The sequence below is a fragment of the Paracoccus sp. Ld10 genome (assembly GCF_045064235.1).
Taxonomy (GTDB): Bacteria; Pseudomonadota; Alphaproteobacteria; order Rhodobacterales; family Rhodobacteraceae; genus Paracoccus.
The window spans coordinates 140,262-151,913 of sequence record NZ_JBISHD010000027.1; the positions used below are offsets into that span (position 1 = coordinate 140,262).

The 11,652-nt window shown below is 62.1% G+C and carries 20 protein-coding genes; 2 read left to right on the plus strand and 18 right to left on the minus strand.

Annotated features, from left to right (window positions below):
* Positions 1-8: 8 nt before the first annotated feature.
* From rplF to tuf, 18 genes are all read right to left on the minus strand, one after another.
* Complete coding sequence (rplF, locus tag ACJJVR_RS08960; RefSeq protein WP_405403893.1) at positions 9-542, minus strand: 50S ribosomal protein L6; 534 nt, start codon at positions 540-542, stop codon at positions 9-11.
* 10 nt (positions 543-552) lie between these two features.
* Positions 553-945, minus strand: coding sequence for a 30S ribosomal protein S8 (gene rpsH / locus ACJJVR_RS08965; RefSeq protein WP_042247974.1), 393 nt, complete (start codon positions 943-945; stop codon positions 553-555).
* Positions 946-961: 16 nt separating this feature from the next.
* Positions 962-1,267: a 30S ribosomal protein S14 gene (gene rpsN, locus ACJJVR_RS08970; RefSeq protein WP_405403895.1), complete on the minus strand. Its 306-nt coding sequence runs from the start codon at positions 1,265-1,267 to the stop codon at positions 962-964.
* Between the two features lie 18 nt (positions 1,268-1,285).
* Positions 1,286-1,846, minus strand: coding sequence for a 50S ribosomal protein L5 (gene rplE, locus ACJJVR_RS08975; protein WP_405403896.1), 561 nt, complete (start codon positions 1,844-1,846; stop codon positions 1,286-1,288).
* Complete coding sequence (rplX, locus tag ACJJVR_RS08980; protein WP_405403898.1) at positions 1,846-2,151, minus strand: 50S ribosomal protein L24; 306 nt, start codon at positions 2,149-2,151, stop codon at positions 1,846-1,848. The genes rplE and rplX overlap by 1 nt, the downstream gene beginning before the upstream one ends.
* Complete coding sequence (rplN, locus tag ACJJVR_RS08985; RefSeq protein WP_022708219.1) at positions 2,151-2,519, minus strand: 50S ribosomal protein L14; 369 nt, start codon at positions 2,517-2,519, stop codon at positions 2,151-2,153. Before rplN ends, rplX begins: the two co-directional genes overlap by 1 nt.
* Positions 2,520-2,596: 77 nt before the next feature.
* Positions 2,597-2,842 (minus strand): 30S ribosomal protein S17, encoded by a 246-nt coding sequence (rpsQ, locus tag ACJJVR_RS08990; protein ID WP_405403900.1) that lies wholly within the window; start codon positions 2,840-2,842, stop codon positions 2,597-2,599.
* A gap of 12 nt (positions 2,843-2,854) precedes the next feature.
* The gene (gene rpmC / locus ACJJVR_RS08995) at positions 2,855-3,061 is read right to left on the minus strand and encodes a 50S ribosomal protein L29 (RefSeq protein ID WP_042247873.1); all 207 of its coding nucleotides are present in this window, start codon (positions 3,059-3,061) and stop codon (positions 2,855-2,857) included.
* A 193-nt stretch (positions 3,062-3,254) separates the two neighbouring features.
* Positions 3,255-3,668, minus strand: a complete 414-nt coding sequence (rplP, locus tag ACJJVR_RS09000) for a 50S ribosomal protein L16 (RefSeq protein ID WP_405403901.1) — start codon at positions 3,666-3,668, stop codon at positions 3,255-3,257.
* Positions 3,669-3,681: 13 nt separating this feature from the next.
* Entirely contained in the window at positions 3,682-4,392 is a 711-nt protein-coding gene (rpsC, locus tag ACJJVR_RS09005) for a 30S ribosomal protein S3 (RefSeq protein WP_136857773.1), read from the minus strand.
* Positions 4,392-4,772, minus strand: coding sequence for a 50S ribosomal protein L22 (gene rplV / locus ACJJVR_RS09010; protein WP_131574402.1), 381 nt, complete (start codon positions 4,770-4,772; stop codon positions 4,392-4,394). The genes rpsC and rplV overlap by 1 nt, the downstream gene beginning before the upstream one ends.
* A 5-nt stretch (positions 4,773-4,777) precedes the next feature.
* Entirely contained in the window at positions 4,778-5,056 is a 279-nt protein-coding gene (rpsS, locus tag ACJJVR_RS09015; RefSeq protein ID WP_042247861.1) for a 30S ribosomal protein S19, read from the minus strand.
* A gap of 3 nt (positions 5,057-5,059) precedes the next feature.
* On the minus strand, positions 5,060-5,899 hold the full coding sequence (gene rplB / locus ACJJVR_RS09020; RefSeq protein WP_405403904.1) for a 50S ribosomal protein L2: 840 nt from the start codon (positions 5,897-5,899) through the stop codon (positions 5,060-5,062).
* Between the two features lie 93 nt (positions 5,900-5,992).
* Positions 5,993-6,289 (minus strand): 50S ribosomal protein L23, encoded by a 297-nt coding sequence (locus tag ACJJVR_RS09025; RefSeq protein WP_405403906.1) that lies wholly within the window; start codon positions 6,287-6,289, stop codon positions 5,993-5,995.
* The gene (rplD, locus tag ACJJVR_RS09030; protein ID WP_405403908.1) at positions 6,286-6,906 is read right to left on the minus strand and encodes a 50S ribosomal protein L4; all 621 of its coding nucleotides are present in this window, start codon (positions 6,904-6,906) and stop codon (positions 6,286-6,288) included. The genes ACJJVR_RS09025 and rplD overlap by 4 nt, the downstream gene beginning before the upstream one ends.
* Positions 6,906-7,796 (minus strand): 50S ribosomal protein L3, encoded by an 891-nt coding sequence (gene rplC, locus ACJJVR_RS09035; RefSeq protein WP_405403909.1) that lies wholly within the window; start codon positions 7,794-7,796, stop codon positions 6,906-6,908. The genes rplD and rplC overlap by 1 nt, the downstream gene beginning before the upstream one ends.
* An 11-nt stretch (positions 7,797-7,807) precedes the next feature.
* A complete protein-coding gene (gene rpsJ, locus ACJJVR_RS09040) occupies positions 7,808-8,116 on the minus strand; it encodes a 30S ribosomal protein S10 (protein WP_042247848.1) in 309 nt (102 codons plus the stop codon).
* Between the two features lie 262 nt (positions 8,117-8,378).
* Complete coding sequence (gene tuf / locus ACJJVR_RS09045; RefSeq protein WP_405404424.1) at positions 8,379-9,554, minus strand: elongation factor Tu; 1,176 nt, start codon at positions 9,552-9,554, stop codon at positions 8,379-8,381.
* A 230-nt stretch (positions 9,555-9,784) separates the two neighbouring features.
* On the opposite strand from tuf, the gene ACJJVR_RS09050 reads away from it, so the two are divergent.
* Positions 9,785-10,600, plus strand: coding sequence for a DUF533 domain-containing protein (locus tag ACJJVR_RS09050; RefSeq protein ID WP_405403910.1), 816 nt, complete (start codon positions 9,785-9,787; stop codon positions 10,598-10,600).
* Between the two features lie 253 nt (positions 10,601-10,853).
* Positions 10,854-11,648, plus strand: coding sequence for an SDR family oxidoreductase (locus ACJJVR_RS09055; protein ID WP_405403912.1), 795 nt, complete (start codon positions 10,854-10,856; stop codon positions 11,646-11,648).
* Positions 11,649-11,652: the final 4 nt, after the last annotated feature.

The following is an 11,652-nucleotide window of genomic DNA, read 5'->3' on the forward strand; positions in this document are numbered from 1 at the left end:
TGCGCCCCTTACTTCTTCTTGCCTTCCTTGCGGAAGACGAACTCGCCCTTGTAGCGGATGCCCTTGCCCTTGTAGGGCTCGGGCTTGCGCCACTCGCGGATGTTCGCTGCGACCTGGCCAACAAGCTGCTGGTCAATGCCTTCCACAACGATTTCGGTCTGCTTCGGAGACGACACCGTGACGCCTTCCGGCACCTCGAAAATCACGTCGTGCGAGTAACCCAAAGCCAACTTCAGGTCCTTGCCCTGCATGTTGGCGCGGTAACCCACACCCTGGATCTCCAGCTCTTTCTTGAACCCGGTGGACACGCCCACAGTCAGGTTCTCGACCATCGAACGGGTCATCCCCCACTGCTGGCGCGCACGCTTGGACGTTCCGCGCGGCTTGACCGCAACCGAACCATCTTCCATCACCAGATCGACATCATCGGTCGCCGTAAAGCTGCGGGTGCCTTTCGGCCCCTTCACTTCGATGGTCTGACCTTTGATCTCGGCCGTCACGCCCTGGGGCAGTTCGACCGGCTTCTTACCAATACGAGACATTCTGCCCTCCTTAGAACACGGTGCAGAGGACTTCGCCGCCAACATTGGCATTGCGAGCCGCTGCATCCGACATGACGCCCTTGGGAGTCGAGACGATGGAGACGCCCAGACCCTGACGGACCTGCGGGATTTCCTTGGCACCGGTATAGACCCGGCGACCCGGCTTCGACACGCGCGACAGTTCCCGGATGACCGGGGTTCCGTCGTGGTACTTCAGCCCGATTTCCAGCTCTTTGTGGCCCTCGGTGGTGGTCACTTCCTCGTAGCCGCGGATGTAACCTTCGTTTTTCAGCACGTCCAGAACCCAGGCACGCAGCTTGGAGGCGGGGGTGCGGACGGTCGATTTGCCGCGCATCTGCGCATTGCGGATGCGGGTCAGCATATCGCCGAGAGGATCGTTCATCATGTTGTGTGCCCCCTTACCAGCTGGACTTGACCAGGCCGGGGATCTGACCTTGCGAGCCAAGCTCGCGCAGCATGATCCGCGACAGTTTCAGTTTGCGGTAATACGCATGCGGACGACCGGTCAGTTGGCACCGGTTGTGCAGGCGTGTCGCCGACGAATTGCGCGGCAGTTCGGCCAGCTTCAGCGTGGCCTTGAACCGCTCTTCCATCGGGCGGGACTGGTCCTTGACGACCTCGTTCAGTTCAGCACGCTTTGCAGCGTATTGCTTGACCAGACGCGCGCGCTTGTTTTCGCGCTCGATCATGGATTTCTTTGCCATATCTCTTTCCCTCCGCGATCAGCTGGTGAACGGCATGTTGAATTGCTTCAACAGCGACTTCGCTTCCGCGTCGGTCTTCGCGTTGGTGCAGATGATGATGTCCATCCCCAGAACTTCGTCGACCTTGTCGAAGTTGATTTCCGGGAACACGATGTGTTCTTTCAGGCCCATCGCATAGTTGCCGCGACCGTCGAACGAGGTCGGCTTCACGCCGCGAAAGTCGCGGACGCGGGGCAGTGCGATGTTGATCAGACGGTCCAGGAATTCGTACATCCGGTCGCCGCGCAGGGTCACCTTGCAGCCAAGCGGCATCTCTTCACGCACGCGGAAGCCAGCGATGGACTTCTTGGCATAGGTGATGATGGCCTTCTGGCCGGCGATCAGCGACAGCTCGTCTGCTGCCTGCTTGACCTTCTTGGTGTCTTTCACGGCTTCGCCGACACCCATGTTCAGGACGATCTTGTCCAGACGCGGGATCTGCATGTCGTTCTTATAGCTGAACTCTTCCTTAAGCGCCGCCTTGATGGTGTCGTTGAACACCGAGCGCAGGCGGGGCGTGTACTTTGCATCGTCCAGCATCAGATCACGTCTCCCGTGGTCTTGGCAAAGCGGACCTTGCCGCCGTCTTCCATGCGAAAGCCGACGCGGGTTGCCTTGCCGTCCTTGTCCATCAGCGACAGGTTCGACAGGTCGATCGGCATGGCCTTCGACACGCGACCGCCCTGGCTGTTCTGCGACTGCTTGGTGTGGCGGATGGCAACGTTGACGCCGTCCACGATGGCCTTGTTGTCCTTGGGCATGACAGCGGTGATCTCACCCTGCTTGCCCTTGTCCTTGCCGGCCAGCACGACGACCTTGTCGCCTTTTTTCAGCTTGGCAGCCATTACAGCACCTCCGGCGCAAGCGAGATGATCTTCATGAAGTTCTTCGCGCGCAGCTCACGAACGACCGGCCCGAAGATACGGGTGCCGACCGGTTCGCCCTGGTTGTTCAGGATGACGGCGGCGTTGCGGTCGAAGCGGATCGAGGTTCCGTCTTCGCGGTTCACTTCCTTGGCGGTGCGAACGACGACGGCCTTGCGGACGTCCCCCTTCTTCACCCGGCCCCGAGGGATGGCTTCCTTTACGGACACGACAATGATGTCGCCCACCGACGCATAGCGACGGTGCGAACCACCCAGGACCTTGATGCACTGAACTCGGCGAGCGCCCGAGTTATCAGCAACATCCAGATTGGTCTGCATCTGGATCATTTGGTTTCTCCCGACCTTTGGGGACCGCCGGTTGCGGCCCCAGGGTTTCGATCATTTCTGATCTGTGATGATGGACTTCAGGCCGCAGCCGTTTCGTCCGTCAGGACAGTCCAGCGTTTCGTCTTCGAGATCGGGGCACATTCGACGATGCGAACGAGATCACCGATCTTGAACTGGTTTTCCGCGTCATGGGCGCGGTATTTCTTGGACGAGCGCACGATCTTGTGCAGCACGGGATGCTTGAAGCGGCGCTCGACCAGGACGGTGATCGTCTGTTCGTTCTTGTCGCTGGTGACGCGGCCTTGCAGGATACGTTTTGGCATGGACCGGGCTCCTTAGTTCGAGGCCGCGGCGTCGGCCGCTTTCTGGTTCAGAATCGTCTTCACACGGGCCACGTCACGACGGACGGTGCGCATGCGTGCAGTGCTTTCCAGCTGACCGGTCGCCTGCTGAAAACGCAGGTTGAAGGCCTCTTTCTTCAGCGCAACCAGCTGATCCTTCAGCTGGTCGGGCGTCTTCGACTTCAGTTCAGTGGCGTCCATGACGCGTCTTCCTTTCAACATCACCGGAGAGCCCCTGTCGCCAGGGCCACCCTGATTCCGGTGGAGTTTCGTGATGAAGGCCTGCGCATACAGGCTGGGTGCGCGTTTGGCAAGCCCGTTTGCCGGAAAAGGCAGGGGCCCCGCCGATCACTCGGCGAGGCCCCTTTTCTGCGCTGGGCCACAAGGGCCGCGCTTACCAGTCTTCGCGGGCGACGATGCGGGTCAGCACCGGCAGCTTCATCGCGCCAAGGCGCAGGGCCTCTTTGGCGATGACGTCGCTGACGCCGTCGATCTCGAACATGATCCGGCCCGGGTGGACACGGGCAGCCCAGAAATCGACAGAGCCCTTACCTTTACCCATCCGCACTTCGGTCGGCTTGGACGACACCGGAACGTCCGGGAAAATCCGGATCCAGACCCGGCCCTGACGCTTCATGTGGCGAGTGATCGCGCGGCGGGCCGCTTCGATCTGGCGGGCAGTCACACGCTCCGGCTCGGTTGCTTTCAGGGCGAAGGAACCAAAGTTCAGGTCGAACCCGCCCTTTGCTTCACCGTGAATCCGGCCTTTGTGCTGTTTGCGGAACTTCGTCCGTTTCGGTTGCAGCATTGTTTTCTACTCCTTACCGGGCGTCGCGGCGCGGACCACGGGGGGCCGGACCTTCCTGGGCCTCGGCAGCGCGGCGATCATGGGCCTGGGGATCATGTTCCATGATCTCGCCCTTGAAGATCCACACCTTCACACCGATGATCCCGTACGGGGTCGTGGCTTCGGACAGTGCATAATCGATATCGGCACGCAGGGTATGCAGGGGCACGCGGCCCTCGCGGTACCATTCGGTCCGGGCGATTTCGGCGCCGCCAAGGCGGCCCGCGACGTTGACGCGGATGCCCAGGGCACCCATGCGCATCGCGTTTTGAACCGAACGCTTCATTGCGCGGCGGAAGGACACGCGACGCTCCAGCTGCTGCGCGATCGATTCTGCGACCAGCTGCGCATCGACGTCAGGCTTGCGCACTTCGACGATGTTCAGGTGCAATTCGCTGTCGGTGAAGTTCGCCAGCTTCTTGCGCAGGGTCTCGATGTCGGCACCCTTTTTCCCGATGATGACACCGGGGCGTGCTGCGTGAATGGTCACGCGGCACTTTTTATGGGGACGCTCGATGATGACGCGGCTGATGCCGGCCTGCTTGGCCTCCGTGTGGATGAAGTCCCTGATCTTCAGGTCTTCAAGCAGCAGATTGCCATAGTCCTTGTCGTCGGCGTACCAGCGGCTGTCCCAGGTGCGGTTGACCTGCAGGCGCATGCCGATCGGATTGACCTTCTGACCCATTACGCTTGCTCCTCGACTTGGCGCACCTTGATGGTGATTTCCGAAAACGGCTTCATGATCTTGCCGAAGCGGCCACGTGCCCGCGGACGGCCACGCTTCATCACCAGGTTCTTGCCGACCCAGGCTTCGGCGACGACAAGATTGTCGACGTCAAGACCGTGGTTGTTCTCGGCGTTGGCAATTGCCGACTGCAGGCATTTCTTCACGTCACCGGCGATGCGCTTGTGCGAGAAAGTTAGGTCGGACAAAGCTTTGTCGACCTTCTTGCCGCGGATCAGCTGTGCAACCAGGTTCAGCTTCTGCGGCGAGGTGCGAAGCATCTTCGTCTTGGCGAAGGCCTCGTTCTCCGCCACGCGGCGCGGATTGTTTTCCTTACCCATGGCGATTACTTCCTCTTCGCTTTCTTGTCGGCCGCGTGCCCGTAATAGGTGCGCGTGGGCGAATATTCACCGAACTTCTGGCCGATCATGTCTTCGCTGACGTTCACAGGAATATGTTTGTGACCGTTGTAGACAGCAAAGGTGAGACCGACGAACTGCGGCAGGATGGTCGAACGACGCGACCAGATCTTGATGACCTCGGATTTGCCCGACTCACGGACCTTTTCCGCTTTCTTGAGCACATAGGCGTCAACAAAGGGGCCTTTCCAAACAGAACGTGCCATGGATCAACGCCCCTTCTTTTTCGCGTGGCGCGAACGCAAGATGTACTTGTCGGTCGCCTTGTTGCTGCGGGTCTTCTTGCCCTTGGTGTCTTTACCCCAGGGCGTGACCGGCGTGCGGCCACCCGACGTGCGACCCTCACCACCACCATGCGGGTGGTCGATCGGGTTCATGGCGACGCCGCGAACGCTTGGGCGGATGCCCTTGTGGCGGTTGCGACCGGCCTTGCCGAGGTTCTGGTTCGAGTGGTCCGCATTCGACACGGCACCGATGGTGGCCATGCATTCCTGACGCACCAGACGCAGTTCGCCCGAGGACAAACGGATCTGGGCATAACCACCGTCACGACCGACGAACTGGGCATAGGTACCAGCCGAACGTGCGATCTGACCGCCCTTGCCGGGCTTCAGCTCAACATTGTGGACGATCGTACCGATCGGCATGCCGCTGAAGGGCATGGCGTTTCCGGGCTTCACGTCGACTTTCTTGCCCGCGACGACCTTGTCGCCAATGGCAAGACGCTGCGGCGCCAGGATATAGGCCTGCTCGCCGTCTTCGTATTTGATCAACGCGATGAACGCGGTGCGGTTGGGATCGTACTCGATCCGCTCGACTGTGCCGGCCATGTCGAACTTGATGCGCTTGAAATCGACGATGCGATACAGGCGTTTCGCGCCGCCGCCTTGGCGACGCATGGTGATCCGTCCGGTGTTGTTCCGGCCGCCTTTCTTGGTCAGACCCTCAGTGAGGGATTTGACCGGGCGACCTTTCCAAAGCTCCGAACGGTCGATCAGAACCAGCCCACGCTGGCCAGGCGTCGTCGGTTTATACGACTTCAATGCCATCTTTCTGTCTTCCGTTGCTTTGGACCAGGGTGGTCCGTTTCAGTCAATTGCGGCGGCCCCGGATCGCCGGGGCCGCCTGATCGCGCCCGGTTATCAGAGACCGGTCGATACGTCGATGGTGCTGCCGGCTTCCAGCGTCACATAGGCCTTCTTGACGTCGCTGCGACGACCCAGCTGGCCGCGGAAACGCTTGGTCTTGCCCTTGGTGATGGTGGTGTTGACCGCCTTCACCTTGACGCCGAACAGGGCCTCGATGGCCTGCTTGATCTGCGGCTTGTTCGAGTCCCTGGCGACCTGGAACACGACGCCGTTGTTCTCGGACGTCATGGTCGCCTTTTCGGTGATGATCGGCTTGACGATCACGTCGTAATGTTCTGCTTTCGCGCTCATTTCAGACGAGCCTCCAGAGCTTCGACACCAGCGCGCGTGATCACCAGGGTATCACGCTTGAGGATGTCATACACGTTGGCACCCATCGACGGCAGGATGTCCACGCCTTCGATGTTGCGGGCGGCACGGGCGAAGTTCTCGTTCACTTCGGCACCGTCGATCACCAGCACGCGCTTCCAGCCGTTCTCGCGTACGGCTTTGGCAACTGCTGCGGTCTTGGCGTCGGCGAGGTTCAGGTCCTCGATGATGACCAGTTCACCTGCCGTGGCTTTCGCCGACAGCGCGTGACGCAGACCCAGGGCGCGGACCTTCTTGGGCAGATCAAAGGCGTGCGACCGCGGGGTCGGGCCTTTGTAGGTGCCGCCGTGACGGAAGATCGGCGCGTTGCGGGAGCCGTGGCGTGCGCCGCCGGTGCCCTTCTGGCGATAGATCTTCTTGGTCGAATAGCTGACATCGGACCGGCCCAGCACCGAGTGGGTGCCGGCCTGCGCCTTGGCACGCTGCCAGCGCACGACGCGCTGCAGGATATCGCCGCGCGGTTCCAGACCAAAGATGTCGTCGGCCAGATCGATCGACCCGGCTGCGCCGGAATCCAGCTTGATCACATCAAGTTTCATCACTTGTCTCCTTCCGGCGCGGCGTCATTGGAGGCCTGCTCTTCCGCATTGGGATCAACAGCGTCCTTGTCCGACTGGATCGAGGCCTCGGCCTCGGCCAGGGCGGCGGCTTCCTGCTCGGCGGCCAGACGGGCGGCCTCCTCGCGGGCTGCTTCTTCCTCGGCTGCTGCTGCGGCGGCAGCTTCCTCAGCCAGGCGCGCCGCTTCGCGGGCGGCAGAGCGCAGGGCGGCCGGATAGATCAGATTCTCGGGCGTGGCCTTCTTGACCGCGTCCTTGACGGTGACCCAACCACCCTTGGAGCCCGGAACCGAGCCCTTGACCATGATCAGGCCACGCTCGGAATCCGTGCGGACGACCTGCAGGTTCTGCGTGGTGACGCGGACGGCACCCAAGTGACCTGCCATCTTCTTGCCTTTGAACACCTTGCCGGGGTCCTGGCACTGGCCCGTCGAACCATGCGAACGGTGGCTGACGGACACGCCGTGCGACGCACGCAGACCGCCAAAGTTGTGACGCTTCATGGCGCCCGCAAAGCCCTTACCGATCGAGATGCCGGCGATGTCCACATACTGACCCGAGAAATAGTGGTCAGCCGTGATCTCTTCACCGACGTTGATCAGGTTTTCTTCTGCGACGCGGAATTCCACGATCTTGCGCTTGGGCGCGACCGAGGCTTTTGCAAAGTGACCACGCATTGCTGCGGTCGTGCGCTTTGCTTTTGCTTCACCGGCACCCAGCTGGACGGCGGTATAGCCATCGGTCGCGGCGGTGCGCTGTGCGATGACCTGAAGACCGTCCAGTTGCAGGACAGTGACGGGAACCTGACGGCCGTCCTCGAGGAACAGACGCGTCATGCCCAGTTTCTTGGCGATGATACCAGTACGCAACATGATCTGCCTCCTCAGACTTTGATCTCGACATCCACGCCGGCGGCGAGGTCGAGCTTCATGAGGGCGTCAACGGTCTGCGGGGTCGGATCAACGATGTCCAACAGACGCTTGTGCGTGCGGATTTCCCACTGGTCGCGCGACTTCTTGTCGATGTGCGGACCGCGCAGGACGGTGAACTTTTCGATCTTGTTCGGCAGCGGGATCGGGCCGCGGACGGTCGCGCCGGTGCGCTTGGCCGTGTTCACGATTTCCTGGGTGCTGGCATCCAGCACGCGGTAATCAAAGGCCTTCAGCCGGATCCGGATATTCTGGCTTTGCATAAAGACATCCCTCTTGCGGGGAGTTCCAGTCGAGAGGCTGACAGCGCACCACGCGGCGCCAGCATCGGACCGTACGAAAAAAACGCAGGCCGCCCACGATGAGGCGGCCACGCGCAAAACCGACGATTCTTGGCGAACCGACAGCGTTGCGGTCCTATGCCGCAAATCACCCTGCCCGTCAAGCGCTGCGGGCGCATGAAAAAGGCCACCCCGCGGGGTGGCCTTTTCCGTCATTATGTCCTTTGCCCGCTTGGGCGTCGGATCACTTGATGATCTTGGCGACGACGCCTGCGCCGACGGTGCGGCCGCCTTCGCGGATGGCGAAGCGCAGCTTCTCTTCCATGGCGATCGGCGCGATCAGTTCGACCTCGAACTTCAGGTTGTCGCCGGGCATCACCATCTCGGTGCCCTCGGGCAGCTTGACGGTGCCGGTGACGTCCGTGGTCCGGAAGTAGAACTGCGGGCGGTAGTTCGCGAAGAACGGCGTGTGGCGGCCGCCCTCTTCCTTTGTCAGGATATAGGCCTCGGCCTCGAACTGGGTGTGCGGGTTCACCGACTTCGGCTTGCACAGCACCTGGCCACGCTCGACGCCGTCACGGTCGATGCCGCGCAGCAGCACGCCCACGTTGTCGCCGGCCTCACCGCGGTCCAGCAGCTTGCGGAACATCTCGACGCCCGTGCAGGTGGTCTTGCGGGTGTCGCGGATGCCCACGATCTCCAGTTCGTCGCCCACGTTCACCGCGCCACGCTCGATGCGGCCGGTGACCACGGTGCCGCGGCCCGAGATCGAGAACACGTCCTCGATGGGCAGCAGGAACGGCTGGTCGATCGCCCGCTCGGGGGTCGGGATGTACTCGTCGACGGCGGCGATCAGCGCGCGGATCGAATCCTCGCCGATGGCCTGGTCGCGGCCTTCCATGGCTGCCAGCGCCGAACCCTTGATGATCGGGATGTCGTCGCCCGGATAGTCATAGCTGGACAGCAGCTCGCGCACTTCCATCTCGACCAGTTCCAGCAGCTCTTCGTCATCCACCTGGTCGACCTTGTTCAGGTAGACGACCATGTAGGGGATGCCCACCTGGCGACCCAGCAGGATGTGCTCGCGCGTCTGCGGCATCGGGCCGTCGGCAGCGTTCACGACCAGGATCGCGCCGTCCATCTGGGCGGCACCGGTGATCATGTTCTTGACGTAGTCGGCGTGGCCCGGGCAATCCACGTGCGCATAGTGACGCGCCTCGGATTCGTATTCCACATGCGCGGTCGAGATCGTGATCCCGCGGGCCTTCTCTTCGGGCGCGCCGTCGATCTGGTCATAGGCGCGGAATTCGCCGAAGTACTTGGTGATAGCTGCCGTCAGCGTCGTCTTGCCGTGGTCAACGTGGCCAATCGTGCCGATGTTGACGTGCGGTTTGTTCCGTTCAAACTTTGCCTTTGCCATGTGGGCCTCCTGGATCCGCGGGGCATGGCTGAAAGGGCCCCGGATTGACGTGCGCCGCGATGTATAAGGCGCGCGAGGGGAAATCAAGGGTGGGCATGCGTCCGTCGGTCGATGATGTGAGGATGGTGCGGAACGATCCCGACGGTTCAGGAACCGCCGGGCGGCCCACATCGTTTCACAGCGCAAGGGGCAGGACCATCAGGTCCGCGCCCGTCCAAAAGGGGATATGCATGAGCCTGATGAAAAGTCTGACCAAGGTCGCCGCCGGCGTGATGCTGGCCAAGGGGATCGGCACCATGATGAACAATCAGCAGGGCGGGCGTTCCGGGCAGCGCACGTCCGGGGGCGGGCTGCTGGACAACCTGCTGGGCAACAACACCGATGGCGGATCGGGCGGCAGCCTGAACCAGATGTTGGGCCGCGCCATGGGTGGCGGCAGTGGCGGTGCCGGTGGCTCGCTTGGCGGTCTGTTGGACAAATTGGGCGGCCAGCGTGGCACGACCGCCGGCTCGGGCGGTCTTGGCGGCATGCTGGGCGGTCTGTTGGGTGGCGCGGCCGCAGGCGGCGCGGCGGGGCATCTGGCGACAAAAGGCTCCCAGCAACAGAACGACGCCAGCTTTGGCGCGTTGTTCGATGACGCGTTGGCCCATGACGGCGAACCGCAGGTTGCACCGACCCCGGAACAGAACGCGATGGCCGGGCTGATGCTGCGCGCGATGATTCAGGCCGCCAAGTCGGACGGCCATGTCGACGATACCGAACGCCAGCGTCTGCTGGGTCATCTGGGCGACGATCTGGATGACGACGAACGACAGTTCATCCGCGATCAGATGGCGGCCCCCGTTGATGCCGCAGGCCTGGCCCGCGAGGTGCCCGAGGGGATGGAACGTCAGGTCTACCTGATGTCGCTGCTGGCCATCGATTTCGACAGCGAAGCCGAGGCCCGCTATCTGAACGATCTGGCGACCGCCATGAAACTCGACCGGACAACCGTGAACGCGGTCCACGCAGAGGCAGGGGTGATGCCGCTGTACAACGGCGCCTGACCACAAATGCCGACCGCCGCCGTCCCTTTCGGGGCGGCGGCTTTTTCACGCGCGATTGATCTGCCCCGCCCCACGCAAGTCGGAACATTCATCGCCCTGTGCGGTTGGCGTGGTGAACCACGAATTGATGAGGTCCACGATGTCCGATACCCCCGCCCGTCCGCCGTTTCGCAGCGGTGCCATCACGGAACCGCGGCTGCACGTCCCGACATTTCCTGCTCAAGAACAACCGTTTCCCGGTCTTGCAAGTAAGATGGACCCCCTGCCGGATCAGGGTGAAACCAGCTATCGCGGAACCGGACGTCTATCGGGCAAGCGTGCCCTGATCACCGGTGGCGACAGCGGTATCGGCGCTGCTGCTGCCATAGCGTTCGCGCGTGAGGGCGCGGACGTTGCGATCTGTTACCTGCCCGATGAGCAGGCCGATGCCGATGCGATTGTTTCGCTGATCACGGCCGAGGGGCGAATCGCCGTGGCCCTTCCTGGTGACCTGCGAGACGAAGGGTTCTGCAAGGAAATGGTTGAAAGCGCCGTGTCGCAGCTGGGTGGCCTGGATATTCTGGTCAACAATGCCGGTCGCCAGCAGTTCTGCGAAAGGCTGGAGGATCTGACGACCGAAAACTTTGACGCGACGATGAAGACGAACATCTATGCGCCGTTCTGGGTGACGCGGGCGGCATTGCCGCACATGGATACAGGCGGGTCGATCATCATCACGTCGTCAGTACAGGCGTTTTCCGGGTCGGCGCACCTGTTCGATTATGCGCAATCAAAGGCAGCCAATGTCGCATTCGCGCATTCACTGGCAAAACAGCTGGCCCCGCGCGGCATCCGTGTCAACGCAGTCTGCCCCGGACCGTATTGGACAGCATTGCAGACCAGCGGCGGGCAGCCGACCGACAAGGCGCAGGAACATGGCGCAAGCCAGCCGTTGGGACGCCCCGGCCAACCGGTCGAGATCGCGCCGATCTATGTCCTGCTGGCCTCGGACGAGGCCAGCTATATCACCGGCGAATATTTCGGGTCGGTCGGCGGCGGCGGTCTGTAAGCCC

What these genes read in the sequence shown, in the direction of transcription:
- rpsS (WP_042247861.1), bottom strand. Translation starts at nt 5,056, where the DNA reads ATGGCACGTTCTGTTTGGAAAGGCCCCTTTGTTGACGCCTATGTGCTC.
- rpsH (WP_042247974.1), bottom strand. Translation starts at nt 945, where the DNA reads ATGAACGATCCTCTCGGCGATATGCTGACCCGCATCCGCAATGCGCAG.
- rpsN (WP_405403895.1), bottom strand. Translation starts at nt 1,267, where the DNA reads ATGGCAAAGAAATCCATGATCGAGCGCGAAAACAAGCGCGCGCGTCTG.
- rplP (WP_405403901.1), bottom strand. Translation starts at nt 3,668, where the DNA reads ATGCTGCAACCGAAACGGACGAAGTTCCGCAAACAGCACAAAGGCCGG.
- tuf (WP_405404424.1), bottom strand. Translation starts at nt 9,554, where the DNA reads ATGGCAAAGGCAAAGTTTGAACGGAACAAACCGCACGTCAACATCGGC.
- rplB (WP_405403904.1), bottom strand. Translation starts at nt 5,899, where the DNA reads ATGGCATTGAAGTCGTATAAACCGACGACGCCTGGCCAGCGTGGGCTG.
- ACJJVR_RS09055 (WP_405403912.1), top strand. Translation starts at nt 10,854, where the DNA reads ATGGACCCCCTGCCGGATCAGGGTGAAACCAGCTATCGCGGAACCGGA.
- rplX (WP_405403898.1), bottom strand. Translation starts at nt 2,151, where the DNA reads ATGGCTGCCAAGCTGAAAAAAGGCGACAAGGTCGTCGTGCTGGCCGGC.
- rplD (WP_405403908.1), bottom strand. Translation starts at nt 6,906, where the DNA reads ATGAAACTTGATGTGATCAAGCTGGATTCCGGCGCAGCCGGGTCGATC.
- rplF (WP_405403893.1), bottom strand. Translation starts at nt 542, where the DNA reads ATGTCTCGTATTGGTAAGAAGCCGGTCGAACTGCCCCAGGGCGTGACG.
- rplE (WP_405403896.1), bottom strand. Translation starts at nt 1,846, where the DNA reads ATGCTGGACGATGCAAAGTACACGCCCCGCCTGCGCTCGGTGTTCAAC.
- ACJJVR_RS09050 (WP_405403910.1), top strand. Translation starts at nt 9,785, where the DNA reads ATGAGCCTGATGAAAAGTCTGACCAAGGTCGCCGCCGGCGTGATGCTG.
- rplC (WP_405403909.1), bottom strand. Translation starts at nt 7,796, where the DNA reads ATGTTGCGTACTGGTATCATCGCCAAGAAACTGGGCATGACGCGTCTG.
- rpsQ (WP_405403900.1), bottom strand. Translation starts at nt 2,842, where the DNA reads ATGCCAAAACGTATCCTGCAAGGCCGCGTCACCAGCGACAAGAACGAA.
- rplN (WP_022708219.1), bottom strand. Translation starts at nt 2,519, where the DNA reads ATGATCCAGATGCAGACCAATCTGGATGTTGCTGATAACTCGGGCGCT.
- ACJJVR_RS09025 (WP_405403906.1), bottom strand. Translation starts at nt 6,289, where the DNA reads ATGAGCGCGAAAGCAGAACATTACGACGTGATCGTCAAGCCGATCATC.
- rplV (WP_131574402.1), bottom strand. Translation starts at nt 4,772, where the DNA reads ATGGGTAAGGAAAACAATCCGCGCCGCGTGGCGGAGAACGAGGCCTTC.
- rpsJ (WP_042247848.1), bottom strand. Translation starts at nt 8,116, where the DNA reads ATGCAAAGCCAGAATATCCGGATCCGGCTGAAGGCCTTTGATTACCGC.
- rpsC (WP_136857773.1), bottom strand. Translation starts at nt 4,392, where the DNA reads ATGGGTCAGAAGGTCAATCCGATCGGCATGCGCCTGCAGGTCAACCGC.
- rpmC (WP_042247873.1), bottom strand. Translation starts at nt 3,061, where the DNA reads ATGGACGCCACTGAACTGAAGTCGAAGACGCCCGACCAGCTGAAGGAT.